Origin of the sequence: Streptomyces lanatus, from assembly GCF_014655715.1 — a bacterium.
Taxonomy (GTDB): Bacteria; Actinomycetota; Actinomycetes; order Streptomycetales; family Streptomycetaceae; genus Streptomyces; species Streptomyces lanatus.
In genome coordinates, this window is sequence record NZ_BNBM01000007.1 from 171806 (window position 1) to 196253 (window position 24448).

Annotated in this window: 24 protein-coding genes; 11 read left to right on the forward strand and 13 right to left on the reverse strand. The window is 70.6% G+C overall.

Going from position 1 to position 24448, the window contains the following annotated elements:
* Nucleotides 1–59: 59 nt before the first annotated feature.
* Nucleotides 60–845 (reverse strand): SDR family oxidoreductase, encoded by a 786-nt coding sequence (locus IE325_RS20420; RefSeq protein WP_190071398.1) that lies wholly within the window; start codon nucleotides 843–845, stop codon nucleotides 60–62.
* 93 nt (nucleotides 846–938) lie between these two features.
* Here IE325_RS20420 and IE325_RS20425 point away from each other — a divergent pair, with 93 nt between their 5' ends.
* Nucleotides 939–1781 (forward strand): hypothetical protein, encoded by an 843-nt coding sequence (locus IE325_RS20425; RefSeq protein WP_190071399.1) that lies wholly within the window; start codon nucleotides 939–941, stop codon nucleotides 1779–1781.
* Nucleotides 1782–1906: 125 nt separating this feature from the next.
* On the opposite strand, the gene IE325_RS20430 is transcribed toward IE325_RS20425, so the two are convergent.
* From IE325_RS20430 to IE325_RS20440, 3 genes are all read right to left on the reverse strand, one after another.
* Nucleotides 1907–2098: a DUF397 domain-containing protein gene (locus IE325_RS20430; RefSeq protein WP_190071400.1), complete on the reverse strand. Its 192-nt coding sequence runs from the start codon at nucleotides 2096–2098 to the stop codon at nucleotides 1907–1909.
* Between the two features lie 244 nt (nucleotides 2099–2342).
* Nucleotides 2343–3200, reverse strand: coding sequence for a helix-turn-helix domain-containing protein (locus tag IE325_RS20435; RefSeq protein WP_190071401.1), 858 nt, complete (start codon nucleotides 3198–3200; stop codon nucleotides 2343–2345).
* Nucleotides 3201–3526: 326 nt separating this feature from the next.
* Entirely contained in the window at nucleotides 3527–4279 is a 753-nt protein-coding gene (locus IE325_RS20440) for a GOLPH3/VPS74 family protein (RefSeq protein WP_190071402.1), read from the reverse strand.
* Nucleotides 4280–4531: 252 nt separating this feature from the next.
* Here IE325_RS20440 and IE325_RS20445 point away from each other — a divergent pair, with 252 nt between their 5' ends.
* Nucleotides 4532–7306, forward strand: coding sequence for a D-alanyl-D-alanine carboxypeptidase (locus IE325_RS20445; RefSeq protein ID WP_229911900.1), 2775 nt, complete (start codon nucleotides 4532–4534; stop codon nucleotides 7304–7306).
* A gap of 203 nt (nucleotides 7307–7509) precedes the next feature.
* Nucleotides 7510–9372, forward strand: a complete 1863-nt coding sequence (locus tag IE325_RS20450; RefSeq protein WP_190071404.1) for a DUF8823 domain-containing protein — start codon at nucleotides 7510–7512, stop codon at nucleotides 9370–9372.
* A 27-nt stretch (nucleotides 9373–9399) separates the two neighbouring features.
* Here the strand turns inward: IE325_RS20450 and IE325_RS20455 are convergent, their stop codons facing one another.
* From IE325_RS20455 to IE325_RS20465, 3 genes are all read right to left on the reverse strand, one after another.
* Nucleotides 9400–10251: a MerR family transcriptional regulator gene (locus IE325_RS20455; RefSeq protein ID WP_190071405.1), complete on the reverse strand. Its 852-nt coding sequence runs from the start codon at nucleotides 10249–10251 to the stop codon at nucleotides 9400–9402.
* Nucleotides 10252–10337: 86 nt separating this feature from the next.
* The gene (locus tag IE325_RS20460; protein ID WP_229911901.1) at nucleotides 10338–10841 is read right to left on the reverse strand and encodes a glutathione peroxidase; all 504 of its coding nucleotides are present in this window, start codon (nucleotides 10839–10841) and stop codon (nucleotides 10338–10340) included.
* Nucleotides 10842–10850: 9 nt separating this feature from the next.
* On the reverse strand, nucleotides 10851–11834 hold the full coding sequence (locus IE325_RS20465) for an ArsR/SmtB family transcription factor (protein ID WP_190071406.1): 984 nt from the start codon (nucleotides 11832–11834) through the stop codon (nucleotides 10851–10853).
* 75 nt (nucleotides 11835–11909) lie between these two features.
* Between IE325_RS20465 and IE325_RS20470 the strand changes: the two genes are divergently transcribed.
* The 4 genes from IE325_RS20470 (at nucleotide 11910) to IE325_RS20485 (ending at nucleotide 16017) form a co-directional block, all read left to right on the forward strand.
* Nucleotides 11910–13124: an MFS transporter gene (locus IE325_RS20470; RefSeq protein WP_190071407.1), complete on the forward strand. Its 1215-nt coding sequence runs from the start codon at nucleotides 11910–11912 to the stop codon at nucleotides 13122–13124.
* A 40-nt stretch (nucleotides 13125–13164) separates the two neighbouring features.
* Nucleotides 13165–14499, forward strand: a complete 1335-nt coding sequence (locus IE325_RS20475) for a sensor histidine kinase (RefSeq protein WP_190071408.1) — start codon at nucleotides 13165–13167, stop codon at nucleotides 14497–14499.
* Nucleotides 14463–15107 carry a response regulator transcription factor gene (locus tag IE325_RS20480; RefSeq protein ID WP_190071409.1) on the forward strand — a complete coding sequence of 215 codons (645 nt, stop codon included), beginning with the start codon at nucleotides 14463–14465 and terminating at the stop codon, nucleotides 15105–15107. Before IE325_RS20475 ends, IE325_RS20480 begins: the two co-directional genes overlap by 37 nt.
* Nucleotides 15108–15237: 130 nt before the next feature.
* Nucleotides 15238–16017, forward strand: coding sequence for an SAM-dependent methyltransferase (locus IE325_RS20485; RefSeq protein WP_229911902.1), 780 nt, complete (start codon nucleotides 15238–15240; stop codon nucleotides 16015–16017).
* Nucleotides 16018–16025: 8 nt separating this feature from the next.
* Here IE325_RS20485 and IE325_RS20490 read toward each other — a convergent pair whose 3' ends face one another.
* Nucleotides 16026–16583 (reverse strand): CGNR zinc finger domain-containing protein, encoded by a 558-nt coding sequence (locus tag IE325_RS20490; RefSeq protein ID WP_190071411.1) that lies wholly within the window; start codon nucleotides 16581–16583, stop codon nucleotides 16026–16028.
* Nucleotides 16584–16697: 114 nt separating this feature from the next.
* Between IE325_RS20490 and IE325_RS20495 the strand changes: the two genes are divergently transcribed.
* Nucleotides 16698–17573, forward strand: coding sequence for an alpha/beta fold hydrolase (locus IE325_RS20495; RefSeq protein WP_190071412.1), 876 nt, complete (start codon nucleotides 16698–16700; stop codon nucleotides 17571–17573).
* 43 nt (nucleotides 17574–17616) lie between these two features.
* Nucleotides 17617–18468, forward strand: coding sequence for a hypothetical protein (locus tag IE325_RS20500; RefSeq protein WP_190071413.1), 852 nt, complete (start codon nucleotides 17617–17619; stop codon nucleotides 18466–18468).
* A 6-nt stretch (nucleotides 18469–18474) separates the two neighbouring features.
* Here IE325_RS20500 and IE325_RS20505 read toward each other — a convergent pair whose 3' ends face one another.
* Nucleotides 18475–18879: a peptidase inhibitor family I36 protein gene (locus IE325_RS20505; RefSeq protein WP_190071414.1), complete on the reverse strand. Its 405-nt coding sequence runs from the start codon at nucleotides 18877–18879 to the stop codon at nucleotides 18475–18477.
* A 244-nt stretch (nucleotides 18880–19123) separates the two neighbouring features.
* Between IE325_RS20505 and IE325_RS20510 the strand changes: the two genes are divergently transcribed.
* Complete coding sequence (locus tag IE325_RS20510) at nucleotides 19124–20464, forward strand: ferredoxin reductase family protein (RefSeq protein WP_190071415.1); 1341 nt, start codon at nucleotides 19124–19126, stop codon at nucleotides 20462–20464.
* Between the two features lie 17 nt (nucleotides 20465–20481).
* On the opposite strand, the gene IE325_RS20515 is transcribed toward IE325_RS20510, so the two are convergent.
* The 4 genes from IE325_RS20515 to IE325_RS20530 all read right to left on the reverse strand — a co-directional run bounded on the left by IE325_RS20515 (nucleotide 20482) and on the right by IE325_RS20530 (nucleotide 23544).
* The gene (locus IE325_RS20515) at nucleotides 20482–21318 is read right to left on the reverse strand and encodes a transporter substrate-binding domain-containing protein (protein ID WP_190071416.1); all 837 of its coding nucleotides are present in this window, start codon (nucleotides 21316–21318) and stop codon (nucleotides 20482–20484) included.
* Nucleotides 21319–21661: 343 nt separating this feature from the next.
* Nucleotides 21662–21997, reverse strand: a complete 336-nt coding sequence (locus IE325_RS20520; RefSeq protein ID WP_190071417.1) for a deoxyxylulose-5-phosphate synthase — start codon at nucleotides 21995–21997, stop codon at nucleotides 21662–21664.
* An 83-nt stretch (nucleotides 21998–22080) separates the two neighbouring features.
* Nucleotides 22081–22812 carry a hypothetical protein gene (locus IE325_RS20525; protein WP_190071418.1) on the reverse strand — a complete coding sequence of 244 codons (732 nt, stop codon included), beginning with the start codon at nucleotides 22810–22812 and terminating at the stop codon, nucleotides 22081–22083.
* Nucleotides 22813–22884: 72 nt separating this feature from the next.
* Nucleotides 22885–23544 carry a TetR/AcrR family transcriptional regulator gene (locus IE325_RS20530; RefSeq protein ID WP_190071419.1) on the reverse strand — a complete coding sequence of 220 codons (660 nt, stop codon included), beginning with the start codon at nucleotides 23542–23544 and terminating at the stop codon, nucleotides 22885–22887.
* 157 nt (nucleotides 23545–23701) lie between these two features.
* Between IE325_RS20530 and IE325_RS20535 the strand changes: the two genes are divergently transcribed.
* Nucleotides 23702–24448, forward strand: coding sequence for an ABC transporter ATP-binding protein (locus IE325_RS20535; RefSeq protein WP_190071420.1), 747 nt, complete (start codon nucleotides 23702–23704; stop codon nucleotides 24446–24448).

Consider the following 24448-nt stretch of genomic DNA (forward strand, 5'->3'; position numbering starts at 1 on the left):
GTAAGGTCAAGGGGAGGTAAAAGTGTTCGTGATGAGGGCCTCGATTCACATCCTTGAACTCATCGCATCAGCTCCCCCGCGTTGACCAGCAACGACTGTCCCGTGATCGACCTGGCCCTGTCCGACGTCAGGAACACCGCCGCGTCCGCCACATCCCCGTCCGTGGCCAGCTCGGGCAGCGCCATCCGCTCGGTGAGCCGCTTCAGTACGTCCGTCTCCGGCACGCCCCCGGTCTGCGCGGCGAACTGGACGTACGCCTGCACCGGCGGCCCCCACATCCAGCCCGGCAGCACGGTGTTCACCCGTATCCGGGCCGGGCCCAACTCCCGCGCCAGCGAGTACATCGCGCTCGTCAGCGCCCCCTTCGAGGCGGCGTACGCGGCCTGCCGCACCTGCGACGGGGCGGCCACGGCGGACTGCGTACCGATGAACACCACGGACCCGCCGCCCTCCTTCAGTGCCGGCAGGCACGCCCGCGTCATCCGCAGCGAGCCCAGCAGATTGACGTCGATGACCGACTGCCAGGTGGCGAAGTCGGCGTCCTCCAGTCCGCCGAAGTAGGAGTCCCAGGCGGCGACATGGACGACCCCGTCGATCCCCCCGAACCGCTCCCTCGCCAGGGCGGCCAGCGCCTCGCACTGCCCCTCGTCGGTGATGTCGGTCGCCCGGTACGCGGTCCGCGCCCCCTCGGGATCGAGCTCGGCCGCGCTCTTCGCCAGGTTCGCCTCCGTCCTGGCCCCCAGCACGGCGTTCCCGCCGTCCCGTACGACCGCCGCCGCGACCTGATGGCCGAGCCCGGCACCGACTCCCGAGACGACGACGGTCTTGCCGTTGAGCAGTGACATCGAGACCTCCCTGACTCTGGCGCATTATCTGACGGAGCGTCAGAGTATTGGCGTCCGAGGGAGGACGGAAGCAGGCGGAACGAAGGGAACGTCATGAGCGACGAGGACACCCGCAGCGGGACATACGCCGAACTGGCCGCCGTCGGCCCGTACGGAGTCCGCCCCGGCCACGCCCTGATCACCATGGTCGAACCGCACCCGGGCCATGAGTACGCCTACAACCGCTGGTACGAGGACGACCACTACTACGCGGGCGCGATGGCGATGCCCTGGATGTACGCCGGCCGCCGCTGGGTGGCGACCAGGGACCTCCAACTCCTGCGCTACCCGGAGAAGTCGGCGATAGCCCAGCCGGTCACGGCGGGCTGCTACATCTCCACGTACTGGATCACCGCCGGCCGCTACGGCGACCACATGCGCTGGACGGTCGCCATCAACAAGCGCCTCAACCGTGACGCCCGCGTCTACCAGGACCGCACCCACGTCTTCACGGCGTTCCAGGACCACGAGACGACGGTGTACCGCGACGGTGCGGCGGGCCCCCGTGACTTCCACGCCCTGGACCACCCGTACGCGGGCCTGGTCGTCGAGGTGGTGGACGCCGAGTCCCCGGAGGGGCGGGCAGAGCTGCTGGAGTGGCTGCGGACCCGCCACCTCCCGAAGCGCCTCGCGGGCTCCCCGGCCGCCCTGGTCACCGTCTTCCGGCCCACGCCCCTCCCGCTCGACCGCATGTCGTACGTCAAGCAGGTCGAGGGCGTCGACACCCGCCTGACCCTGCTGTGGTTCCTGGAGGCGGACCCGAGGGAGTGCTGGGAGGACCACTTCACGGGCCTGGACGCGGCGGTGGAGGAGTCGGGCCTGGGGAGGGTGGAGCTGGTGGCGCCGTTCATTCCTACGGTGCCGGGCACGGACCGTTATGTGACCGAGCTGCGCTGAGCGCGGGCATGGCCGAGCCCCCTCGGCAAGGACGGCGGGCTGGTCGAGAGGGCTCTACCTGTTGGTGCTTGTGCAGTTGTCGATCGCGAAGTCGGTCGCGGGTGAGGATCAGACAGACCCGCCCCTTACGCCTTGACCGACGCCACGAAGGTGTTCCACGCCTCCGCGGGGAACGCCAGGATCGGGCCCGCGGGAACCTTGGAGTCCCGCACCGCCATGGCCGCCGTGAGCGGTGACTTGACCTCGACGCACGCGCCGTTTCCTGTGGAGTACGAGGACTTGGTCCACGTGTCCGTGGAACCCTGACGAATTGCCATGTTTGCTCCGAATTGCCAGATGTTGAGTGCTGTCACCGTCCTGCGCATCCGGACCGGATCCCGCAGGACGATTCACGCCAACCTGTGTTGCTGGGTGGCGTGATCGACGCTACTCGCCAACATCGGCTGACGAAGCGACTATTCACTCGGGTGGGTGCATATTCCAGAGGACACTTCCACTCCGCCCGGGAGACGGTGTACCGTGCGGCATTTCCTCGCCGGGCGGGCGGCGTCGCGGTGTCGCTCAGCGCGCGTATTCCTTCGCGATGTCCGCGATGAACTGGCGTGACTGGTCCACGTTCAGGGCCTGCGCCCGCAGGTGCTCGTACATCACGCTGTACTTCTGGACGTCGTTGGCCTTCTCCAGATACAGATCGCTGGTGACGCCCTCGATGTAGACGACGCTGGAGTCGGCCGCGTCCGGGAATTCGAGGATCGCGTACTGGCCGTTGAGCCCCGGGTGCGCACCCATCTCGAAGGGGATCACCTGCACGGTGACATGCGGCAACTGCGACTGCTCGACGAGCTGTTCCAGCTGGTCACGCATGAGGGAGCGGTTGCCGACGACCCGGCGAAGGGCGGCCTCGTCCATGACGGTCCACAGGCGCAGCGGGTTCTCGGCGGTGGAGATTCGTTCCTGTCGGCGCATCCGCACCTGGACCCGTTTCTCGATCTCCCCCTGCGCCGTCTCCGGCAACGCCCCGGCGATCAGCGCCTCGGCGTACTGCTTGGTCTGCAGCAGCCCCGGAACGACCTGAGGGTCGTACACCCGCAGACTCGCCGCGTCCGTCTCCAGCCCGATGTAGACGCTGTACGGAATGTCGCCGAAGGAGTGCCACCACCCCTGCTGGCGGCTGTCCTTGGCCATCTGCATCAGCGAGTCCACGATGCGGTGGTCCTCCACCTCATAGACTCCGCAGAGGTCGCGGACGTCACGCTGGCTGATACTGCGCCGTCCGTTCTCCAGCCGGCTGATCTTCGACTGCGACACCAGCAGCCGCTCGGCCACTTCCTCCGCCGTCATGCCCTTGAGCTCGCGGAGCCGGCGCAGCTCCTGGCCCAGCCGGCGTCGCCTGACGGGGGGATTGACATTGGACGCCACGGGACGTGCACCTCCGGCTGCCTGCCTGCGATTGCCACTTTGCGTATCTGCTGTTGAGCAGACTGCCACCAAGGTGCTTACTACCGCTGGGAAACGATGGATATGCGCTGGATACACACCACTTCGGCCACTGTTTCCACACATGCGGCCGCGCGGGGCGGTGGAACCGGTGTCCCCGTCCGAATACACGGACGTCCGGTCCCGTCACCCCGCGCGGGCCAGCGGCTCCCGTACCGGTCTCGGTGACGGCGCGTGCGTGACATGCCTGTGCTGCGTGCTGCGTGCTGCGTGCTGCGTGCTGCGTGTGCGGGTCGTGGGACTGCGGCTCAGTGCGCCACGACGCGCGCCATGGATCCGCGGCGCGGTTGCACCGGAACACCGCGTGCGGGTTCCGTCGCTCTGCCTCCGGGGGCGGCCTGGCGGCCGGCCGGGGCGGGGCTGCGACGCGGCTGTGCCGCCGCGCCGTTCTGGACGTCCATCACAGCGTGCGCGACGAGACCGCCCATGGGGTCGTGCCTGATCAGATCCCGCAACCGGGACCTCGAGGACCTGCCCTCATTGCCCGGATACAGATGCTTGCCGAGGCCGACCGCGTGTGCCAGGGCGGCGAGCGCCGCGGTCCGTGGGTCCGGCGGTACGCCGGTACGGATCGCGGAATCCAGCCGGGCCCTGATCTCCCGGCTGATGGCGTTGTCCGTCGCCTGATAGCGAGTCGTCGGCAACACCCCGCACATCTGGCCCGCCACGGCATGCACCATGCCGCACCTCTCCAGATGCGAGAGATAGGTCTGGCGCAACCCCAGCCGGGGCCCGCCGATCCAGTGGACGGCACGCACGGGAGCGCCACGCCTTCGCAGCAACTCCAACGCGCAGTCCAGTGTTGGATCTCCAGTCGGCCGTGGCACGACCACGGCGATACGATCCCCGTCTGGGGCTATCCGTCCGGCCAGCGCCAGCTCCACTAGCTGTGCTCCGGCCAGACCGAGGTCGAGCGACTGCGGCTGTGCGGTGGTACCCGTGGTCGGGTCCAGCGCCAGCAGCAGAAGCTCCTCCGGAATTGTTCTGCGGCTCCTGCCCATCCATGCCTCCCCGCGTGGATGAATGACAGGGTGACCCCTCTCACATTCATCTGTCGAGGGTGCGTGACCTGTTTGTGAGGGAACCGGTAGGTATGTCGTTCTCGTCTACCGCGTCAGTGGGGGGCCGCGCACAGGACACTGGTACATGGTTCGGGCAGCGGCACGGGGGGTCGTGCGGGCACGGTGTCCGGGCGACGGCTCACGGTTCGGCAGCCGCGCGGAGCGTGCGGGTGGCACATGGAGGAGGCATCGGTGGCGGGCGAGTCCCCCGACAGGTCGAAGCAGCGCGAGTCGTCGGCAGAACCGACGTCGGGGAGCGCGATTCCGGTTCCAGAACCCAGCCCCGAATCCGAGGGCAAGCCGAAGCGCGACCCGCGCCTGGCAGTGGCCCGAGAGACCACGAAGCCCTCACCCGGCGGCGTGGACACGGCGACGCGGGTGCTGTCGCGGGGGGAGCTGGAGGCGGTACGGGCGCGGTTGGGGGGTGCCGGGGAGTCCGAGGCGGGGGGGTCTGCGGCGGAGGACGCGGAGGCGCGGGCCGACGTTTCGGAAGGCGCGAGGGCTCAGGGCGGTGACGCGGAGGACGTGAAGGCGGGGGCCGAGGTCGCCGAGGGCGTGAAGGCTCAGGCTGGTGACGCGGAGGACGTGGAGGCTCAGGCCGGTGACGTCGAGGGCGTGAAGGCTCGGGCCGATGACGCCGAGGCGGAGACGGAGGACGCCGAGGCCCCCGAGGGTGAGGGTGCCGAGGCCGCGGAGTCCGACGATGCGGGGGCCGGTGCGGGCAAGGGTGCCGATGGCGCCGCTTCGAGTGACGACCGCCTGAAGGCGGCGGTGGCGGCCTGGGTGGCCTCCGCGGACACCGAGGACGAGAAGGCGACGCAGGACGCGGACGGGGCGGCTGAGGGCGCGAAGGGTGCCGACGACGAGGGTGCCTCGCAGTCCGCGGGCGCCGACGTCGCCGAGGCGGACGCCGAGGAGGGCGTTACGACGGCTTCCGGCGCCGCCGAGCCGTCCACGGAGGCCGAGGACAGCTCGCCCAAGCCCTCTGAGACAGCCGCAGAGGCTTCCAGCGCCGGTAAGACCACCGCCGACGCCTCCGAGGACGCCGGCACCGGCATAGACGCGCCCGACGGGCCCTCTGACACCGACGCCGAGGCCACCACGGCAGAGGACGCGGACACCGCTCCCGCCGACTCGGACGCCTCCGCGCCCGGCGACAGCGAGGATGCCGCGCAGGGTTCTTCCGACCCCAGAGAGGGCGAAGGCGCTCCGCAGGACGCGCCCGCGCCGAGCGACGCGGGCTCCGCGTCCAGCAACCCCGGCGACGACGCCCCCCAGGGATCGTCCGCCCCCGCCGATGCCACCCCCCAAACCCCACCCGCACCCGCCGACGGCGAGGACGCCCCACAAGGGCCACCCGCACCCGACGACGAAAGCGGCACGGGTGGTGCGGGTGGGCGCACCGGTAAGGGCGATGGCGCAGCCGAGGCGGTCGATCAGCCGACCGCCATCTTCAAGGCCGTACGCCCCGCCAAGCCCACCGTCGACCAGCCCACCACCATGCTGAAGGCCCCCAGGCCCGAGGCCGACCCCCCGTCCGACGCCGAGCGCACCAGCAAGTTCGTCGCCCTCAAGCCGGACATCCGCGAGAACCCCGCCCCCAAGGCGCCGCAGGCCCCCGCACCCGACGTCACCACCGCCGTCCCCCAGATCGGCCCCGAGCGCACCACCCAGCAGCCGCTGCCGCCCAGGCCGCCGCTCGACCTGCTCGCCGAGCTGACGAACACCCCGCCGCCCCCGGACACCCCGGTGCGGACCCTCATCCGGCGGGTGAAGATCTGGACGCCGTTGGTCGTGCTGCTGGTGATCGTGTTCGCGGTGGTGCAGGCCGTGCGGCCGGTTCCGGCGCCCGCGCTCGATCTGACCGCGCAGGAGACCTACACCTTCGAGGGCGGCAAGATCGACATCCCGTGGCCGGCCGACGGTCAGGCCGCGCTGGATGTGGACGGCATCGGCACCTTCGGGTCCTCCGGGGAGCAAAAGCCCGTTCCTATCGCCAGTGTCGCCAAGGTCATGACCGCTTATCTCATCCTCCGTGACCGTCCCCTCCAGAGCGGTGACGAAGGGCCGAAGATCCAGATCGACCAGGCCGCCCAGGACCAGTCCGACGCCGGTCAGGAGTCGACCGTCGATGTGACCAAGGGCGACTCGATCACCCAACGCGAGGCCCTGGAGAGCATTCTCATCGCATCCGCGAACAACGTGGCCCGGCTGCTGGCCCGTTGGGACGCCGGGTCGGAGAAGGCGTTCGTCGAGAAGATGAACGCCGCCGCGAAGGATCTCGGGATGGCGGACTCCACGTACACCGATCCCTCCGGGCTCAACGACACCACCGTCAGCACCGCCGTGGACCAGGTGAAGCTCGCCAAGGCGGCGATGAAGTTCCCCGCCTTCCGCGAGGTCGCCGCGATGATGTCGTACGACGACTACAAGGGCGTCAACCACTCCAACTGGAACCAGCTCGTCGGCAAGAACAACGTCGTCGGCATCAAGACCGGCACCACCACCTCCGCCCTCGGCAACCTCGTGTTCGCCGCGAAGAAGGAGATCGGCGGCGAGACGCGCACCATCATCGGAGCGGTCGTCCGCCAGCCCGCCGGCGGTCCGGAGAACACCATCCTGAGTGCTGCACTCGATGGCGGCGACAAGCTCATCCGCGCCGCTCAGGACGCCCTGGAGGCCGCGACGATCCTGAAGAAGGGTGACGTGGTGGGGTATGTGGATGATGGGCTCGGGGGGCGTACACCGGTGGTCGCCACCAAGGACGTCAAGGCCGTCGGGTGGTCGGGGCTCAAGGTGAAGCTCACCTTCGCGCCCGACGACGTACCGCACACCGCCAAGGCCGGCACCCAGGTCGGCACGCTGACCGTCGGTGACGGCACCAGCGGCGCGGTGAAGATTCCGGTCGCGCTGCGGAGCGAGCTCACCGAGCCGGGCTTCACGGACAAGCTGACCCGTATCGCCTGACCGGCGGTCACCGCGGGGACCGGCTCGCAGCCCGCCGACGGCGCTCGTCGGCGGGCTGCGTGCTAGCGTCACGAAACGGGCAGGTCGCCGCTCACAAGGCGGGACCGTAGAACCTTCAGGGTCCGGGCCGACAACACGCGGGAAACGGAACGCGGCCGGAACACCCGAACAGAAGACGGGACAGCACGGGGAGTGCCTCACAAGTGGCCACTGCGGAGCCGACACGCGCCGACGACGCCGATCCGGAACGGGGAGCCGGTCCGCGAATACGCGTACCCGCGCAGCGCTCCGGAGGCGGACCGAACCGCACCCAGGACAACGGATCGTCGCGGCTGACCACCGCCGTCCGCGCCCTGCGCGAGCGTCTTCTGCGGCATCCGGTGCTGTCGATGACCGCCCTCGCCGGACTGCTCCACATCATCTGGTTCTTCACTTTCGCGAACAGCGGCGGCGATCTCGCCGCCCAGGACGCCTGGGCCGAGTTCGTCGGCCGGCACCCGGACTCGGCGTACAACCTGGCCTGGTACGGCGGTATGCACCCGGTGTCGTACAGCGTGGTGTCGCCGTATCTGATGTCCGTGCTCGGCGTCCGTACGACGATGATGATCGCTGGGACCCTCTCCGCGGGACTGCTGACGCTGGTCCTGCTGCGCAGCCGGGTGGTGCGCAACCCGCTGTGGGCCGCGCTCGCCGGTGTCTTCGGACTGATCGCCAACGCGATCTCCGGGCGGGTGACCTTCGCCCTCGGCACCATGTTCGCGCTGGGCGCGGTCGCCGTCGTCTACTGCTGGCCGTACCGCTGGCGCTACAAGCGCTGGGCGAAGGCCCTGTGCGCCGCCCCGCTGGCCGCCCTCGCCACCATGGCGTCCCCGGTCGCGGGGCTGTTCGTGGGCTTCGTGGCGGTGGCGCTGTTCCTGCAGAAGCGGCGGCCGGGCGCCTGGGCGCTGGGGATCGCGCCGACCGCCGTGGTCGCCGTGTCGGCGTGGCTGTTCCCCTTCTCGGGCACCCAGCCGATGGGCATCGGCTCGACGATCCTGCCGCTGCTGATGGCGGTCGCCGTCTACTTCCTCGTACCGGAGGAGTGGAAGTCCGTCCGGCTCGTGGCCGCCGTGTACGGCGTCTCCGTCGTCCTCGTCTGGGTCGTCAGCTCGCAGATCGGGTCCAACATCACCCGCCTGCCGATGCTGTTCGCCGGAGTGGCCCTCGTCGCGGCCCTGCCGTTCACGGTGCCGCGCTCACGCAAGTGGTACGCGGGGGTGCTGGCCCTGCTCACCTTCGGTGGCTGGATCGGCTTCAAGACGGTCGACGACATCATCCACGCCGCCCCCGCCGCCTCCTGGGCGCGCGAACTGGCGCCCCTGGTCAATGAACTCCAGGAGGTCGGCGCGGAGAAGGGCCGGGTCGAGGTCGTGCCCGCCCGCTCGCACCGCGAGGCCTCCGCGCTCGCGCCGTACTTCAACCTGGCCCGCGGCTGGAACCGCCAGGCCGACATGGAGCGCAACCAGCTCTTCTACGACGACACCCTCAACTCCGCGAACTACCACGAGTGGCTCAAGCGCTGGGCCGTGCACTTCGTGGTGCTGCCCAAGGACGAGCCGGACCCCTCGGCGGCGGAGCGGGAGCGGGAGCTGGTGCAGCGCGGCATGCCGTATCTGCAGCAGGTGTGGGGCGACGCCAACTGGCAGCTGTTCAAGGTGACCAACCCGGCGCCGCTCGCCGAGCCGAACGCCGTCGTGGACCGGGCCGAGCAGGGCGAGATGACGATGCGGGTGAGCAAGCCCGGCCGCATCCTCATCCGCGTCCCCTACTCGCCCTGGCTGAGCATCGTCGACGCCGACGGCAAGAAGCTCGACGCGCCCCAGGAGACGGACGCCTCCAAGAACCGTCTCGAGGGCGAGCCGAAGACGTACGACAACGTCAACGGCTGTCTGATGGAGACCGACGAGGACGCCTTCGGCGACCGCTGGACGATGCTGCTGGCCCCGAGGGCCGGCACCTACCACCTGGCGGCCCCGTACGGCGTACCGCGCGGCACGCCCTGCCCGGAGGAGCTGCGTCAGGGGTGACGGCCCCCTGACGCGGCCGGCTCCCGGTCACCTCACGGGGAACGCCACATCGCACACCGGGTCCTCGGCCCCGGCCGTGTCCCAGTCCGCGAAGTACACCTCACGGCACGGGCCCGCCTGCCACAGCCCCTGCTTCGGGATCCACTCCTCCACCGCCTCGAAGGCGGCCAGGATCTGCGGATGGGCCACCTGGGCCTTGGCGATACGGGTGTAGGCGAGCCGGTGGGCCGGTTCCACCCGCACCTTGGTGTCCCGCGCACGGCCCTGCCGCTCGACCCAGGCGCGCGCCGCGGCCTCGTCGGCCACCGGCACACAGGACTCGGCGGGGCCGTCGCTCTCCATCGACACATCGGAGTGGTACACGACGAATGGTGCCGCGGTGATGCCGCCGCACTCCCGAGCGCCCTCCTCCAGGCGGCCCAGGGACGCGCCGATCCACGCCGGCAGCTCACCCGCCAGCACATGCCGTGTCTCGGTGATCAGCACCCGCTCGGGCACGTCCACCGTCTCGACCTCGAACTTTCCGTACATCTCGGAGCTCCTCCCCGACAGCCGTTCACGGAGGTACTCGGCGAGAGTCCGCTGCCCCGCCACCCGCGCCTCGACATCCGCCCAGTACGCGGCGAGCCGCTCGGCGGCCATGGCCCCGTCCGGGGCCTCCACCACCTCCGCGACCCGCGCTAGCGGCATGTCCAGCTGGCGCAGCAGCGCCACCAGACGGGCCCGCTCGACCTGGTCGGCGCGGTAGTAGCGGTAGCCGCTGGCCTCGTCGACCTGTGCGGGCCGCAGCAGCCCCAGGCGGTCGTACAGCCGCAGCGCCTTGGCCGAGAGCCTGGCTCGCGCGGCGAACACGCCGATGGTGAGCAGTTCGTCGTCCACGGCCTCATCCTCCGTCGCCGGGCGGCCTGTCCCGCCCGGCGACAAGGACGTTCAGCCCTGCCCCAGGGGCAAGGTCAACCGGCCTGCTACGCCAGCTGGCCCTCGACGGCCGCCACCAGCTCCGCGGCCTCCGGCTCGGTCTGCGGCGAGAAGCGGGCGACGACGGTGCCGTCGCGGCCGATCAGGAACTTCTCGAAGTTCCAGCGGATGTCGCCGCTGTGGCCCTCGGCGTCGGCGAACCCGACCAGGCGCTCGTACAGCGGGTGCCGGCCCTCGCCGTTCACCTCGACCTTCTCGGTCATCGGGAACGTCACGCCGTACGTCGCCGAGCAGAACTCGGCGATCTCCTCGGCGCTGCCGGGCTCCTGGCCCATGAACTGGTTGCAGGGCACGCCGAGCACGGTGAAGCCGCGGTCCGCGTACTGCTCCTGCAGCTTCTCCAGGCCGGTGTACTGCGGGGTGAGGCCGCACTTGGAGGCGACGTTCACGACGAGGACCGCCTTGCCCGCGTACTGGGGGAGGTCGGCGGGGGTGCCGGTGAGGGTGTCGATGTCGACGGAGAGGGGGGAATCGCTGTCAATGGTCGTCATAAGCGGATGCTAACTCCGGTCGGTGTCGGGCCGGTGTGAGGCCTCGACGAGCACCGCCCCCGCCGCCGTCCGCGAATACAGCACCGACCTCCCCGCCCGCCGCCGCTCCACCAGCCCGGCGTCCCACAGAACCTTCAGATGCCGCCCGACCGACCCCAGCCCCTGTCCGGTCACCGCCACCAGCTGGGTCGTGCTGAGCGGGGCGTCGAGGAGGACGAGAACCTCGGCGCGGGCGGCGCCCAGCAGCACTCCGAGGCCGGGCGGGACCGTCCTGGCGCCGGGGTCGGTGAGGGCGCCCGCGCAGGGGTAGACCAGGGCGTGGCGGTCGGGTTCCTCCCAGGACACCCAGCCGCCCTTCGGGGTGATCGGCACGAAGAGCAGCTCGGCGCCGGAGAGCTCGCGGGGCGGGTACTCGTGCAGATTCACCTGGAGCCGGTTGCCGCCGAGCCAGCGGGTGCGTCCGGGCCGCAGCGAGTCCAGTATGGCCGCCCAGCCGCCCCGGCTCACCTGCGCGGTCCGTGCGACGACGTCGGCCTCCAGCACACGTCGGCGCCGGTCCCAGTCCGGTCGTACGGCCTCGGTCCAGACGTACTCCAGAAGCGCCGCCGCCCGCTCGGGCAGGTCGTCCCGGTCCAGTACGGCGGGCAGCGGGCCGGCCAGGGAGACGGTCAGGTGGGCGCGGGCCCGGTCGGGGTCGGCCGCGCGGACCCGGGCGACGCCCCGCTCGAAGTTCTCGCCGTCCCTCGGGGTCGGGGTGAGGAAGTCGGCGATCCAGGACCGGCCGAGGCCCGCCCGCACCAGCCGTGCGGTGACCGGGTCGGCGGCGAGACGGGCCCGGTAGCCGGGCCGGTGGGCGTCGAGCCAGGCCCGTTCGCCGGGGTGGGCGGCGGCGCCGGAGTGCAGCAGCTTCAGCGCGGCGAACGTCTCGGCGAGCGGGGAGACGACGAAGCGGCTAGCGGCGAGGGTGTCGGCGTTGATCTGCCACCAGCCCATGAGCGCCCCTCCCCGACCTTTCGCGTCCGCGCGAAACAATAACGACCACCGCCGGTCCTCTTCAGACTCCACGGCATGCGCAGCTACCAACAGCTCTTCCGCACCCCGGAGTTCACCCCTCTCTTCCTCGCGTCCTCGGCCAATGTGCTGGCCCAGACGATCGGCGGACTGGCCCTGGGCACCCTGGTGTTCCGGGCGACGGACTCCCCCCTGCTGGCGGCGGTGAGCATGTTCGGGCCCTCCCTGACGCAGGTGCTCGGGGCGACGTTCCTGCTGTCCGGCGCCGACCGGCTGCCGCCGCGGTCCACGCTCACCGGTATCGGCCTGGCCTTCGCCGCCACCACGGCCGTACTGGCGCTCCCCGCCCTGCCCGTATGGGCCGTCTTCGTCGTCCTCTTCGGCCAGGGACTGGTCGCCTCGCTCGGCGGGGGAGTGCGCTGGGGGCTGGTGAACGAGATCCTCTCCAAGGACGGCTTCATGCTGGGGCGTTCGGTCTTCAACATGATGGCCGGGCTCGCCCAGATCCTCGGATTCGCCACCGGCGGCATCCTGCTGACGGCCCTCTCCCCACGGCTGTGCCTGCTGCTCGCGGCGGCGCTGTACGTCGTGTCGGCGGCCGTCGTCCGCCTGTGCCTGACCCCGCGCCCGCCCCGCGCAGAGGGCCGCCCGTCCGTCGCCGCGACCTGGCGCGCCAACGCCCTGCTGTGGTCCTCCCGCCCCCGCCGCCACGTCCTGCTGGGCCTGTGGCTGCCCAACGGGCTCGTCGTCGGGTGCGAATCCCTCTACGTCCCCTACGCCCCCGAGTCCGCGGGCACCCTGCTGGCCTGTGCGGCGCTGGGCATGTTCGTCGGGGACGTGACCGTGGGCCGGCTGGTGCCGCCCGCGGTGCGCCGACGGCTCGCCACACCGCTGCTGGTGCTGCTGGCGACGCCGTACCTGACCTTCGTCCTCTCCCCGCCACTCCCGCTCGCCGCCGTCGCCGTCACCGTGGCCTCGGCCGGCTTCGGCGCGAGCCTGGTCCAGCAGGAGCGGCTCATGGACCTGACACCCCCCGAACTCAGCGGCCACGCCCTCGGACTGCACGGCTCCGGCATGCTCACCATGCAGGGCGTGAGCGCCGCACTGGCCGGTTCGGTGGCCCAACTGACGTCCCCCGCAACGGCGATGACGGTCATGGCGGCCGCCTCGCTGACGGTGACGGCGACGCTGGGGGTGGCGGGCCGCCGGGACGCCCGGCCCAAGAGGGGAGTTTTTCCCACCGCGCCGGCCTCTCGACCCTCGTCAGAATGAGCACCACGCACAGCGCACGGCAGCGAGGGGAGCAAGTCGTATGGACCGCACGACGGGGCTCGGGGGGAACGGGAACCATCCGAACCGTCCGCCGGACGAGATCACGGGATTCTCGGTCACGGCCGGGACGGTGGCGCTGCGGCGGGCGGTGACCCTGTGCTGGATGTCCCTCGCCGCCCTCGGCCAATCCATCGCCGTCTCCGGGGCGATCTGGCTGGTGGGGCCCGGGCTCGGGATGGTGCCGCGGGCCATGGAGGGGGTGCGGGGGCTGGCCGCCCGTCGGCGTGAACTGGCGTTGCGCTGGTCGGGGGTGGAGATACCGGGCCCGCCCGGCCCGCTGCCGCCCGCCCCCGAGGGTGCCTCCGGTGTGGCCGCCCGCTACCGGTGGATCATGAACGATCCGCAGACCCGGCGGGAGTGGGTCTGGGTGCTCGCCGACCCGCTGGCCGGGGCGTTCTTCGCCTTCCTGCCGCTCGCCCTGGTGCTCAGCGGGGTGTGGGGCGTCTTCCTCGCCTTCTTCGGGGTTCCGTTGTCCGTCGAGTGGGACGGCCTGTGGTACCAGTTCATCCCCATCGAGGGGCAGGCCACCGCCGTGCTCGCGGGCGTCCTCGGCGTCCTGCAACTGCCGCTGGCCCTGTGGGCGGCGCCGCGTGCGGTGCGCCGGCACGCCCTGTACACCCGCTCCATGCTCGCCCCGGGCGAGAGCGAGCTGATGGCCGCCCGGATCGAGCACCTGGCCACCACCCGCTCCGAGGCCGTCGACACGCAGATGGCCGAGCTGCGCCGTATCGAACGCGATCTGCATGACGGCGCCCAGGCCCGCCTGGTGGCGATGGGCATGGCCCTGGACGCCGCCGAACACCTCCTGGAGACCAACCCGGAGGCGGTGCGCGCCCTGCTGATCGAGGCGCGCGAGTCGTCCTCCAAGGCGCTGGAGGAGCTGCGCGACCTGGTGCGCGGCATCCACCCGCCGGTCCTCGCCGACCGCGGACTCGCCGACGCGGTAAGGGCGTTGGCGCTGGTCAGCCCGGTGCGCACCGAGGTCAGGGTCGATCTGCCGGGCCGTCCTGAGATGCCGGTCGAGTCCGCCGCGTACTTCGCGACCTCGGAGGTCCTGACCAACGTCGCCAAGCACTCCGGCGCCGACCGGGCGCTGATCGACATCCATTACGCTCACGGGATGCTGCGCATCACCGTCACGGACGACGGCCACGGCGGCGCGGACGCCTCGCGCGGCAGCGGTCTGCGGGGCATCGAACGCCGGCTGGCCACCTTCGACGGGGTGCTGGCCGTGCACAGCCCCGTGAACGGACCGACGACGGTGACGATGGAGCTTCCGTGCGTATTGCCCTCGCCGAAGACCACTTCCTCCTGAGGGACGGCCTCATCCGCCTGCTCGGCGCCCATGGCCATGAGGTCGTGGCCGCCGTGGACAACGGTACGGAGCTCCTGGACGCGCTGATCGGCGAGGAGCCGGACGTCGCGGTGGTCGACGTCCGGCTGCCGCCGACGTTCACCGACGAGGGGCTGCGCGCGGCGCTGGCCGCCCGTGAGCGGCTGCCGGAGCTGCCGGTCCTGCTGCTCTCCCAGTACGTCGAGCCGCTCTACGCCCGCGAGTTGCTCGCCGGTGGCGGAGGGGGCGTGGGATATCTGCTGAAGGACCGCGTCACCAACGGCACCCAGTTCCTGGACTCCATCCGCCGGGTGGCCGCGGGCGGCACGGTCATGGACCCCGAGGTGGTCACGGGGCTCCTGGCCCGCAAGGCGCGCGACGAGGCGGTGGGCAGCCTCTCGGCCCGCGAGCGGGAGGTGCTGGAGTGGGTGGCGCAGGGGCGGTCCAACGCCGGTATCGCGCAGGGCCTGTTCATCTCGGAGAAGGCCGTCGCCAAGCACATCGGCAACATCTTCACCAAGCTGCGGCTGCTGCCGGCGGACGGCGACAACCGGCGGGTGCTGGCGGTGCTGGCGTATCTGGACCAGTGACAGCCGCCCGGCGGGAATGGCCAAAACGTCACTGCGGGTGAGGTGTTTCTTCGCCAACTGACCGGGGTTCAGGGGGAGTTCACCTAGGTTGGTTGCTGATTTGATCACCGGCACCGCAGGAGGCTCCCCCGTGTCCGACCCGACCAGGCCCCACTCGGCCCGCTTCTGGAACTACTTCGTCGGCGGCGAGGACCACTACGAGGTCGACCGGCAGATCGGGGACGAGATCAAGGAGATCTTCCCGGGCCTGGTCGACGTGGCCGTCACCAGCCGCCATTTCCTGGGCCGCGCCGTACGCCATCTGGCGGGCGAGGTGGGCATACGGCAGTTCCTCGACATCGGCACGGGCCTGCCCACCGCCGACAACACCCACGAGGTCGCCCAGCGCGTCGCCCCGGACGCCCGGATCGTCTACGTCGACAACGACCCGACCGTGCTGACCCACGCGAAGGCCCTGCTCACCAGCACCCCGGAGGGCGCGACGACGTACCTGGACGCCGACCTCCACCGTCCCGAGGCCGTCCTGGAGGCCGCCGCCGGCACCCTCGACCTCTCCCGGCCGGTCGCCCTGATCATCCTCAACACCCTCGGCCATGTCGTCGACCACGACCAGGCCCGCGACCTGGTACGCCGTCTCCTGGCCGGTCTCCCCTCGGGCAGCCACCTCGTGATCAGCGACAGCACGGCCACCAGCGAGGGCATGATCGCCGCGTCCAGGGCGTACAACGCCAGCGGCGCCGTGCCGTACTACGTCCGCAGCATCGGCGAGATCGCCGCGTTCTTCGACGGCCTGGACCTGGTGGACCCGGGCATCGTCCAGGTCCCGGAGTGGCGCCCCGACGTCCAGGGGCCCACGGATCCGGCGCTGGTGGCGGTGGACGCGTACTGCGGGGTGGGGCGCAAGCCCTGAGGGATGGCTCAGTCCCTCTTGTGCCGCTGGTAGTGGCGGGCGACACGGGCCCGGTTGCCGCAGCCGCTGGCCGAGCACCAGCGGCGGCGCGGGTTGGTGGGCAGGAAGAGCAGTACGCAGTCGTCCGCCTCGCACTTACGGATCTTCCCGACCGCCGGATCGGCCAGCAGCCCGGCGGCGGCCTCCGCGAGCTCGGCGGCCAGCCGCACCCCGGGTGACCCCTCGCGGCGCCGGGTGACGGCCAGGGCCGACCCGTCCCAGGCCAGCTCGCTGACGGCGGGCGCGGCACGCTGCGCCTCATTGAGCGCCGCGAGCCCGTCGGCCAGGGGCCGCTTTCCGTGCCGTACCTGGTCGAGGACGCGGGCGATGTGCTCCCGCACGGCCAATACGGCGGCCAGATCCTCGTCATCGACTTCCCGCGGCACCTCGCCCGAGAGGCGGTCGGCCTCCAGGGTCCACCAGGCCAGCAGGTCGCGCGGGGTCGCGAGCTGGTCGCCGGTCGAGGGGTGGGTGTTGACCAGGTCCAGGGCCAGGGGTTCGCCGGTCAGCGGGGCGGTGTCGCTCATGCCGCTAATGGTACAGCCGAGACTTGACACATTAGCCGCTCCGGCCGCACCATCTAATGCATAGAAGGCCCTGCAATCCATTAGAGAAACTCATTAGAGGAGAGAGGGTCAGTCATGCTCACCCAGCCCGCCGCCCGCACGGTCCATCGCCACCTGGACGTCGACGGCGTCCGCGTCTTCTACCGGGAGTCCGTCCCCGACCGCGCCGACGCCCCCGTACTGCTGCTCCTGCACGGCTTCCCGTCCGGCTCCCACCAGTTCCGGGCCCTGATCGAGGCGCTCGGCTCGCACTACCGGCTGATCGCCCCGGACCACGCCGGCTTCGGCCACACCCAGGTCCCGGACGGATTCACGTACTCCTTCGACAGGCTCGCCGACATCACCGAGGGCTTCATCCGGGCCCTGGAGCTGGACCGGTTCGTGATGTACGTCTTCGACTTCGGCGCCCCCATCGGCTTCCGGGTCGCGACCCGGCACCCCGAGTGGGTGGCCGGCCTGGTCGTGCAGAACGGCAACGCCTACGAGGAGGGCCTCTCGGACTCGGCCCGCGACCTGCTCCGCCTGACCCCCGAGACCCCGGGCGCGCAGGACGCCATCCAGTCCCTGCTCACCGTCGAAGGCACCCGCGGCCAGTACGACACCGGTGTCGCCGACCCCGCCCTGATCGCCCCGGACGGCTGGACCCTCGACCAGCACTTCCTGGACCTGCCCGGCCGCAAGGAGGCCCAGCAGGCGCTGATCTTCGACTACCACACCAACATCGAGAGCTACGGCGACTGGCAGGCCTGGCTGCGCCGCCACACCCCGCCCACCCTCATCACCTGGGGCCGCAACGACCCCTTCTTCACCGGCCCCGGCGCCGGCGCCTACCTCCGCGACCTGCCCGACGCCGAACTCCACCTCCTCGACACGGGCCACTTCGCCCTGGAGACACATCTGGGGGAGATCTCCGCGCTGATCGCCGACTTCCTGGACCGCGCCTGGAAGTGAGGGGTGGGAAAATCGGTATCGACCTCGATGGAGAGGGACGCCGATGGACCTGGACACCGTCGCCGACGAGCTGTACAGGCTGCGGCCGGAGGAATTCACCGCCGCCCGCGCGGCCAGGGTGGCCGCGGCCCGTACGGCGGGCGACCGCGCCCTCGCGGACCGGATCGCCGAACTGCGCCGCCCGAGCCTGTCGGCCTGGGCCGGAAATCTCCTGGTCCATGAACGGCACGAAGAGGTCGAACCGCTGATCCGCCTGGGCGAGGGGCTCCGCCAGGCCCATCACGATCTGGACGGAGCGAAGCTGCGCGAGCTGAGCCGGCAGCAGCGGGCCCTGATCGGCACGCTGTCCCGGCAGGCCGCTCAGCTGGCGGCCCGGGCGGGCCACCCCATCACGGAGGCGGCTCGCCAAGAGGTGGAGGGCACCCTGCGCGCGGTCCTCGCGGACCCGGAGGCGGCGCGGGAATGGGCGACCGGCAGATTGGTCAAGCCCCTCACGGCGGACGCGGGCTTCCCGGCGGCCCCCGAAGCCGGCCTCGCGGCAAAGCGCCGCCCGGCCGCCCCCGACACCACCAAGAAGGCCACCGCGGAACGCCGCCGACGGCTCACCCAGGCCCGTAAGGAAGCCGACGAAGCCGCGCGGGAACTCCGTACCCGGGAGAAGGAGGCGGCGACCGCGACCCGCGAGGCCTTCGCGGCCAAGAAACGCTGGAACGACGCTCAGCAACGGGTCGGTGACCTCACCGCCGAACTCCAGCGGGCCAAGGACGAGCAACAACAAGCCCGTTCAGCGGAACGGACGGCCCGCGACCACGCACGCACGGCCGACCGCCGACTCCGCGAGGCGCGCCGCCGGGCGGAGTCGACGGCGGAGGCCGTCACGGCGAACGAGGAGTGAGCGCTGCTAGCAGCTGGAGACCGTCTTGGCGCTCTCGGCCTTGTCGTTGAAGATCCACCAGTTCTTCAGGTTGTTGATGTACTTGCCTGGCACAAGGCAGATCGACCGGCCCGAGTAGTCGTCGTTGTCGTAGAGCTTGATGTTGTAGCGGGTCCGGTTGATCACCGACGAGATCTCGTTGTCGCCGTTCCAACCGTCGATCTGGTGCTTCTGGTTGACGCCGGTCGGCTTCCAGTTGTACTGGTCGCCGGTGTAGTCCTGGTCCTCGAACATGCAGAGGCGGCCGGTGTCGCACTCCAGGGCCCGGGTCGAGGCCGGGGCGCCCTCCGCGGCCTGAGCCGGGGCGGCGCCGAGAGTGAAGACCGCGGCCGTCGCGGCGAAGGCGACGGCCAGCTTCCTGGAAAATGTCATGTCTTGTTCCCCCTTGCACATGGGGCACCCGTGGTGCCCTGATCCTGGATCGAACCCCTTCGGAAGTGGTCGAAGTTGCGCATGGCGCGACCGAAGAGGACCGACAAGGAACTGTAAGAAGTGGCCGGTTTCCGATCAAGGGATTTTCCGATCACTCGGCGTGAACGGATCGGACCCGCGCTCCGTATCCTTATCCGATCGAGGGCGTATCCGGACGAATCACTCGATCTTCCTGGGGGTGGAGATGGTGAGCAACACGGTGGTGCGCGGCGGCGGCACGATGCTTCCGGTGGACGCGGCACGCTCGGCGATGTGGACCTTCGTCATCGCGAACGTGGTGATCGTCGAGGCGTTGTTCATCAGCGCAGGTTCGGGCAAGAACGGCGTGCTCACGGTCGCCAAGTTCTTCGGTCTGCACGCGGCCCTGCTCCTGCTGTTCCAACTGCTGCTGGTGGCCCGGCTGCCGTGGCTGGACCGCCGTATCGGCATGGACCGGCTGACGGTGTGGCACCGCTGGGTCGGCTTCACCCTGCTGTGGACCGTCCTCACCCACGCCACCCTGGTGGTGCTCGGCTACGCGACGCTCGACGACACCTCCATGGGGAAGACGTTCGTCGCGCTGAGCGGGGTGCCGGCCTCCCTGCTGGGCATGCTCGCCGCGGCCGTGATCGTCGTGATCGGCGCGATCTCCACCCGCGCTGTGCGGCGCAGGCTCCGGTACGAGGTCTGGCACGGGCTGCATCTGCTGCTGTACGTCGCCCTGGGCCTGGTGTTCGTCCACCAGTTGCAGGAGACGACTACGTTCACGTCCTCCGCGTTCGCCACCGCGTACTGGTGGATCCTGTGGCTGTTCGCCTTCGGCGCCCTGCTGACCGGCCGGATCGTCATGCCGCTGTGGCGCAACGCCTACCACCGCTTCACCGTCACGGCCGTGGTGCCGGAGTCGGATGACGTGGTCTCCGTGTACGTCACCGGCCGCCACCTCGACAAACTCCCCGCCCGCGCGGGCCAGTTCTGCATCTGGCGGTTCCCCGGACACCACCACTGGTGGCTGGCCAACCCCTTCTCCCTCTCGGCGGCGCCGGGCACCCAGGGTCTCCGCCTGACCGCGAAGGCGGTGGGCAGCGCCAGCGCCGGCCTGCGGAACGTCCCGGTCGGCAGCCGCGCCTACGTCGAGGGACCGTACGGGGCGTTCACCTCCCTGCACCGGTCCCGGCCCGGCACCCTGCTGATCGCCGGCGGCGTGGGGATCACACCCGTGCGGGCCATGCTGGAGGAGGCCGCCGCCGGTGACGTCGTCGTGCTGTACCGGGTGCGCAGCGAGGCCGACGCGGTGCTGCTGGACGAGGTGCGCCACCTGGTCGCGCTGCGGGGCGGACGGCTGCACCTGCTCGCGGGCAGGACCGCCGAGTTCGGCAGCTCGCCGTTCGGCCCGGAGAGCCTGCACCGGCTGGTCCCCGACGTCACCGAACGCGACGTGTACGTCTGCGGCCCGCCCGCCATGACCGCGGCCGCGCTCTCCGGCCTACGGGACCTGAAGGTCCCCGCGCGCCAGGTGCACGCCGAGCGGTTCGGCCTGGCCTGACCGACGTACACGCCGGGTCAGCCGAGCCAGTCCGCGGCGTAGTCGTCGTAGGTACCGTCGTGGGTGGCCAGATGGACCCACTGGTCGACGTACTCCTTGAACTCCTCATCCCCACGCGGCAGGAGATACGCCTTCTCCCCGAAGGTGAAGGGCTTGTCGGGGTTGATCGCGCACAGCTCCGGGTGCAGCTTGGCCTGGTACTCGGTCTCGCTGCCGTCCGTCATCATCACGTCGGCGCGGCCCGCGACGATCTCGTCGAAGATCGTGGTGTTGTCGGGGTGGGTGATGAGGGTGGCCCGCTGGATGTTGGCCTTGGCGAACGCCTCGTTGGTACCACCGGGATTGACGATCACCCGGACCCCCGGCTGGTCGATCCCCTCCAGGGACTGGTACCTGCCCTTGTCCTCACAGCGGGCGATCGCGGCCTTGCCGTCGACGAGGTAGGGCGTACTGAAGTACGCCTTCCGCGCCCGGGGCAGCGTCACGGAGACACCTCCCATGCCGATGTCACACCTCCCCGCGGTCAGGTCCTCCATGAACCCGCTCCAAGTGGTCGCCACCAACCGGGGCTTCACCCCCAGTCCGGCCGCCAGGTTCTTCGCCATGTCGATGTCGATGCCGGTGTACGACTTGGTGGCCGGGTCCAGATGACTGAACGGCCGGTAGTCGCCGGTGGTACACACCCGCAGCACTCCGCGCTCGGGCACCTTGTCGAGGAGGGTGCCGGAATGCTGCCGCCCGGCCGGGGCGGACTGGCTGGACACGGTGTCGACCTGCGTGGCGTAGGCGGCCGTTCCGCCGACGGCGGTGACGAGCGCGAGGGCGAGAGCGGTCAAGGTGGTTCTGCGATGCATGGCTTCACGTCCTGACCGGAGGGGGGAGGGGGAGAGTGGCGGGCGGGGCCGGTTGCGTCGTCACAACCGGTCATCGTGGCTTCGCTACCCCGGTGGATCACTCGCTGAACGCGGGACGGGTCTGATGCGGTGCCTGGCTGGGCTCGGGTGCGCTGTCGAGGTTCGTCGGGGGCCCTGCCCGGTGGTCAGGAACGCGGTCACCGCGTCGCACATGTTGCGGTCGAACGGGTAGACACCGTTCCCGCCTTGGCCGACGGTCACCATCCGGGCCCGCCGCGGCTTGCGGAGGAATCACCTCGTGAGCAGATCCGGCATGCGAGCCGCCGGCGTACTTCGGCAACCGCTACGGCAGCTCGCGGCGGACCAACGCCTGAGCGAACGGTTCTCCCGTCGCCCGCGCGTAGGCCATCCGCGCGCGCACCTCGCTGAGGGTGCGTGGGCGGTAGCCGGGGCCGCCGCAGCAGCTCTTGTGGAAGCGCACACCGGCGTGCAGCAGCACGGAGAGGGTGCGCCAGGCGGCGATGTCCCGCCTCTTGGGCGCCGCGAAGGCGGAGCCGACGTGGATCAGTGGTGCGGCGCAGCGTGGACAGACCCGGTCGTGGTCGTGGTGGCCGGGGTAGGGCTGCTTGTAAGAGGCCCGGCAGGGCAGGCAAACGTACGAGGTCTTTCCATGGGCCATGCGGGAAGAGTAGAGCGGCGGCCGGGTCGGGTTCGACAGATTTCCGGCTTGCTGCGGAGCATGCGTACGGGCACGCGCCGTACCTAGAGCCGCACCAGAGTGTCGAGACCCTCGTGCCCGACGCCGGGCGCGCTGAGGGCGAGCCAGCCGCAGCCGCTCATGCGGGTGGAGGCGCCGATCTTGCCGGGATCGACCGACAACCGACCACACGCATCGGCGGCCCCCGCCGTGCCTTCATTCGGCTCGGCATGGTCGAACCGCGGATCGAAGTGCTTGTCGTTGATGCGGAGTTCTTCCCAGGGAAGCGGTTCGCCGGTCCACTCGGGATCGCTCTCCGCCGCGTAACGCCGACGGATCCGGCCCTTCTCGGCGACCACCCAGATGTCCGAGCCCCCCGCCGAATCCTCGTAGAACATCTGCGCGACCCCGCAGGAGGCGCTCAGCCGTTCCACCGCGCCCATCCAGTCGTCCCAGTCGATACCGACCAGATCGACCAGATTGCCGAAGATCAGCCGCCAACCGTCCAGTTCGGGCGTGATGAAGGTGGGCAGAGCCCCGCGACGCCACGGCAGCTCCTCGACCTCGGAGCCCTCGTCCAGCGAAACGGGGAACCGATCATGCAGGCCGAGCGCGCCGAAGAGACCTTCGTACGTCTCACCGGGCACCGCGTACCACCAGCCGCGAGGATCCAGGGGGAAGGGTTCATCGTCACTGGCCTTGAGGCAGGCTCGCCGCTCCAGCAGCTTCCTGTCGCGCGCGTCGAGGCGGTCCGTCAAACCCGTGGCGATCAGGTCGCCCAGCCTGCCGTTGGTCACACCGGTGATCCTATGCAGCCTGTTGGAGCGTCGAGACCTGGATTCGGTGTCCGTCCTGCGGGCGGGGCCGGATCAGATGCCGCGCTCGATCGAGTCCATGAGGCGTTGTCCGGCCTCGTCGACCTGTACCGGAAGCAGGCCGCGCAGGGGACCGTCGATGAGGAGTACGGCCAGGCCGTGCACGGCGGACCAGACGAAGTACTCGGCACCGGGGCGGCGTTCGGCGGGCAGGGCGCCGCTCTCGACGAGGTCGTCGAGGGCCGCGCCCAGAAGCTGGAACGCGCTCAGGCCGCCGGGGCCGTATGCGGATTCGTTCTCGGCGGTGGTGGTACCGGTGGCGGTGTCGGTCATGTCGCTGGTGGAGAACGCGGCGCGGAACAGCCCCGGTTCGGCCTGGGCGAACCGCAGATAGCCAGCGGCGAGGGCGCGGATGCGGTCGCGGGCGGACTCGACCGGGTCGTCGGCCGGTGGCAGGGCGGCCAGCTCCGTCTCCATGGCGGCGGCCAGTTGGGCCAGCGCGGCCTGGCGGATGGCGCGCAGCAGGGCGTTGCGGTCGGCGAAGTGGCGGTAGGCGGCGTTGGGGACGACGCCCACCCGCCGGGTGACCTCGCGCAGGACCACCGCGTTCGGCCCGCCGTCACGGACCAGTTCGAGCCCGGCCTGGATCAGCGCGTTCCGCAGATCGCCGTGCCGGTAGGTGTCGCGCTTCCTCGCGCCGGCCCTGGAAGTCATCACCACTCCTTTTGTGGACGGCGTCCACATAGCTGTGTAACCTGCGAAGCGCCCGCCTCCACATCATGGCGCCCTCGCGGCGCGTCAATGTGGACATCGTACACAAGGTGTTCGGACCTGCAGTGATCGAGGATGATCGAGGACGATCGAGGATTCCATGGACGATGCAGTACGGCTCGAGTCGCTGACCAAGACCTACGGATCGGGCGACCACGCGGTGACCGCGCTTCGCGACATCCGGGTCTCCTTCCCGAAGGGGAGCTTCACCGCCGTCATGGGGCCGTCCGGCTCGGGAAAGTCGACGCTGCTGCAGTGTGCCGCCGCCCTGGACCGGCCGTCGTCGGGACGGGTATTGATCGACGGCACGGACATCGCGGCGCTCAGTGAGACCCGACTCACCGAATTCCGGCGGGAGTCGACCGGCTTCGTCTTCCAGGCGTTCAATCTGCTGCCCTCACTGACCGCCGAGCAGAACGTGGCCCTGCCGGTGCGGCTGGCCGGGCGCAGGCCCGATCGGTGGACGGTGCGGCAGGCACTCGCCCAGGTCGGGCTGGAGGGGAAGGCGGGGAGCCGTCCCGGTCAGCTCTCCGGCGGCCAGCAGCAGCGCGTGGCCATCGCCCGTGCGCTGGTGACCCGCCCGGCCGTGCTCTTCGCCGACGAACCCACCGGCGCCCTCGACCTCACCACAGGACGCGAACTGCTCGACGTACTACGGAAATTGGTCGACAGACCGACGGACGACGGATGTACGACGGTGGTGATGGTCACCCACGATCCGAGCGTCGCCGCCGTAGCGGACCGGGTGCTGTTCCTCGCCGACGGCAGCCTGGCCGGCGAACTGATCTCGCCCACCTCCGAAGCGGTCGCCGCGCGGATGACCGAGTCGGCGGTGCCGAAGTGCTAG

What these genes read in the sequence shown, in the direction of transcription:
- IE325_RS20420 (WP_190071398.1), bottom strand. Translation starts at nt 845, where the DNA reads ATGTCACTGCTCAACGGCAAGACCGTCGTCGTCTCGGGAGTCGGTGCC.
- IE325_RS20425 (WP_190071399.1), top strand. Translation starts at nt 939, where the DNA reads ATGAGCGACGAGGACACCCGCAGCGGGACATACGCCGAACTGGCCGCC.
- IE325_RS20430 (WP_190071400.1), bottom strand. Translation starts at nt 2,098, where the DNA reads ATGGCAATTCGTCAGGGTTCCACGGACACGTGGACCAAGTCCTCGTAC.
- IE325_RS20440 (WP_190071402.1), bottom strand. Translation starts at nt 4,279, where the DNA reads ATGGGCAGGAGCCGCAGAACAATTCCGGAGGAGCTTCTGCTGCTGGCG.
- IE325_RS20460 (WP_229911901.1), bottom strand. Translation starts at nt 10,841, where the DNA reads ATGACGACCATTGACAGCGATTCCCCCCTCTCCGTCGACATCGACACC.
- IE325_RS20465 (WP_190071406.1), bottom strand. Translation starts at nt 11,834, where the DNA reads ATGGGCTGGTGGCAGATCAACGCCGACACCCTCGCCGCTAGCCGCTTC.
- IE325_RS20470 (WP_190071407.1), top strand. Translation starts at nt 11,910, where the DNA reads ATGCGCAGCTACCAACAGCTCTTCCGCACCCCGGAGTTCACCCCTCTC.
- IE325_RS20475 (WP_190071408.1), top strand. Translation starts at nt 13,165, where the DNA reads ATGGACCGCACGACGGGGCTCGGGGGGAACGGGAACCATCCGAACCGT.
- IE325_RS20490 (WP_190071411.1), bottom strand. Translation starts at nt 16,583, where the DNA reads ATGAGCGACACCGCCCCGCTGACCGGCGAACCCCTGGCCCTGGACCTG.
- IE325_RS20495 (WP_190071412.1), top strand. Translation starts at nt 16,698, where the DNA reads ATGCTCACCCAGCCCGCCGCCCGCACGGTCCATCGCCACCTGGACGTC.
- IE325_RS20500 (WP_190071413.1), top strand. Translation starts at nt 17,617, where the DNA reads ATGGACCTGGACACCGTCGCCGACGAGCTGTACAGGCTGCGGCCGGAG.
- IE325_RS20505 (WP_190071414.1), bottom strand. Translation starts at nt 18,879, where the DNA reads ATGACATTTTCCAGGAAGCTGGCCGTCGCCTTCGCCGCGACGGCCGCG.
- IE325_RS20510 (WP_190071415.1), top strand. Translation starts at nt 19,124, where the DNA reads ATGGTGAGCAACACGGTGGTGCGCGGCGGCGGCACGATGCTTCCGGTG.
- IE325_RS20515 (WP_190071416.1), bottom strand. Translation starts at nt 21,318, where the DNA reads ATGCATCGCAGAACCACCTTGACCGCTCTCGCCCTCGCGCTCGTCACC.
- IE325_RS20520 (WP_190071417.1), bottom strand. Translation starts at nt 21,997, where the DNA reads ATGGCCCATGGAAAGACCTCGTACGTTTGCCTGCCCTGCCGGGCCTCT.
- IE325_RS20530 (WP_190071419.1), bottom strand. Translation starts at nt 23,544, where the DNA reads ATGACTTCCAGGGCCGGCGCGAGGAAGCGCGACACCTACCGGCACGGC.
- IE325_RS20535 (WP_190071420.1), top strand. Translation starts at nt 23,702, where the DNA reads ATGGACGATGCAGTACGGCTCGAGTCGCTGACCAAGACCTACGGATCG.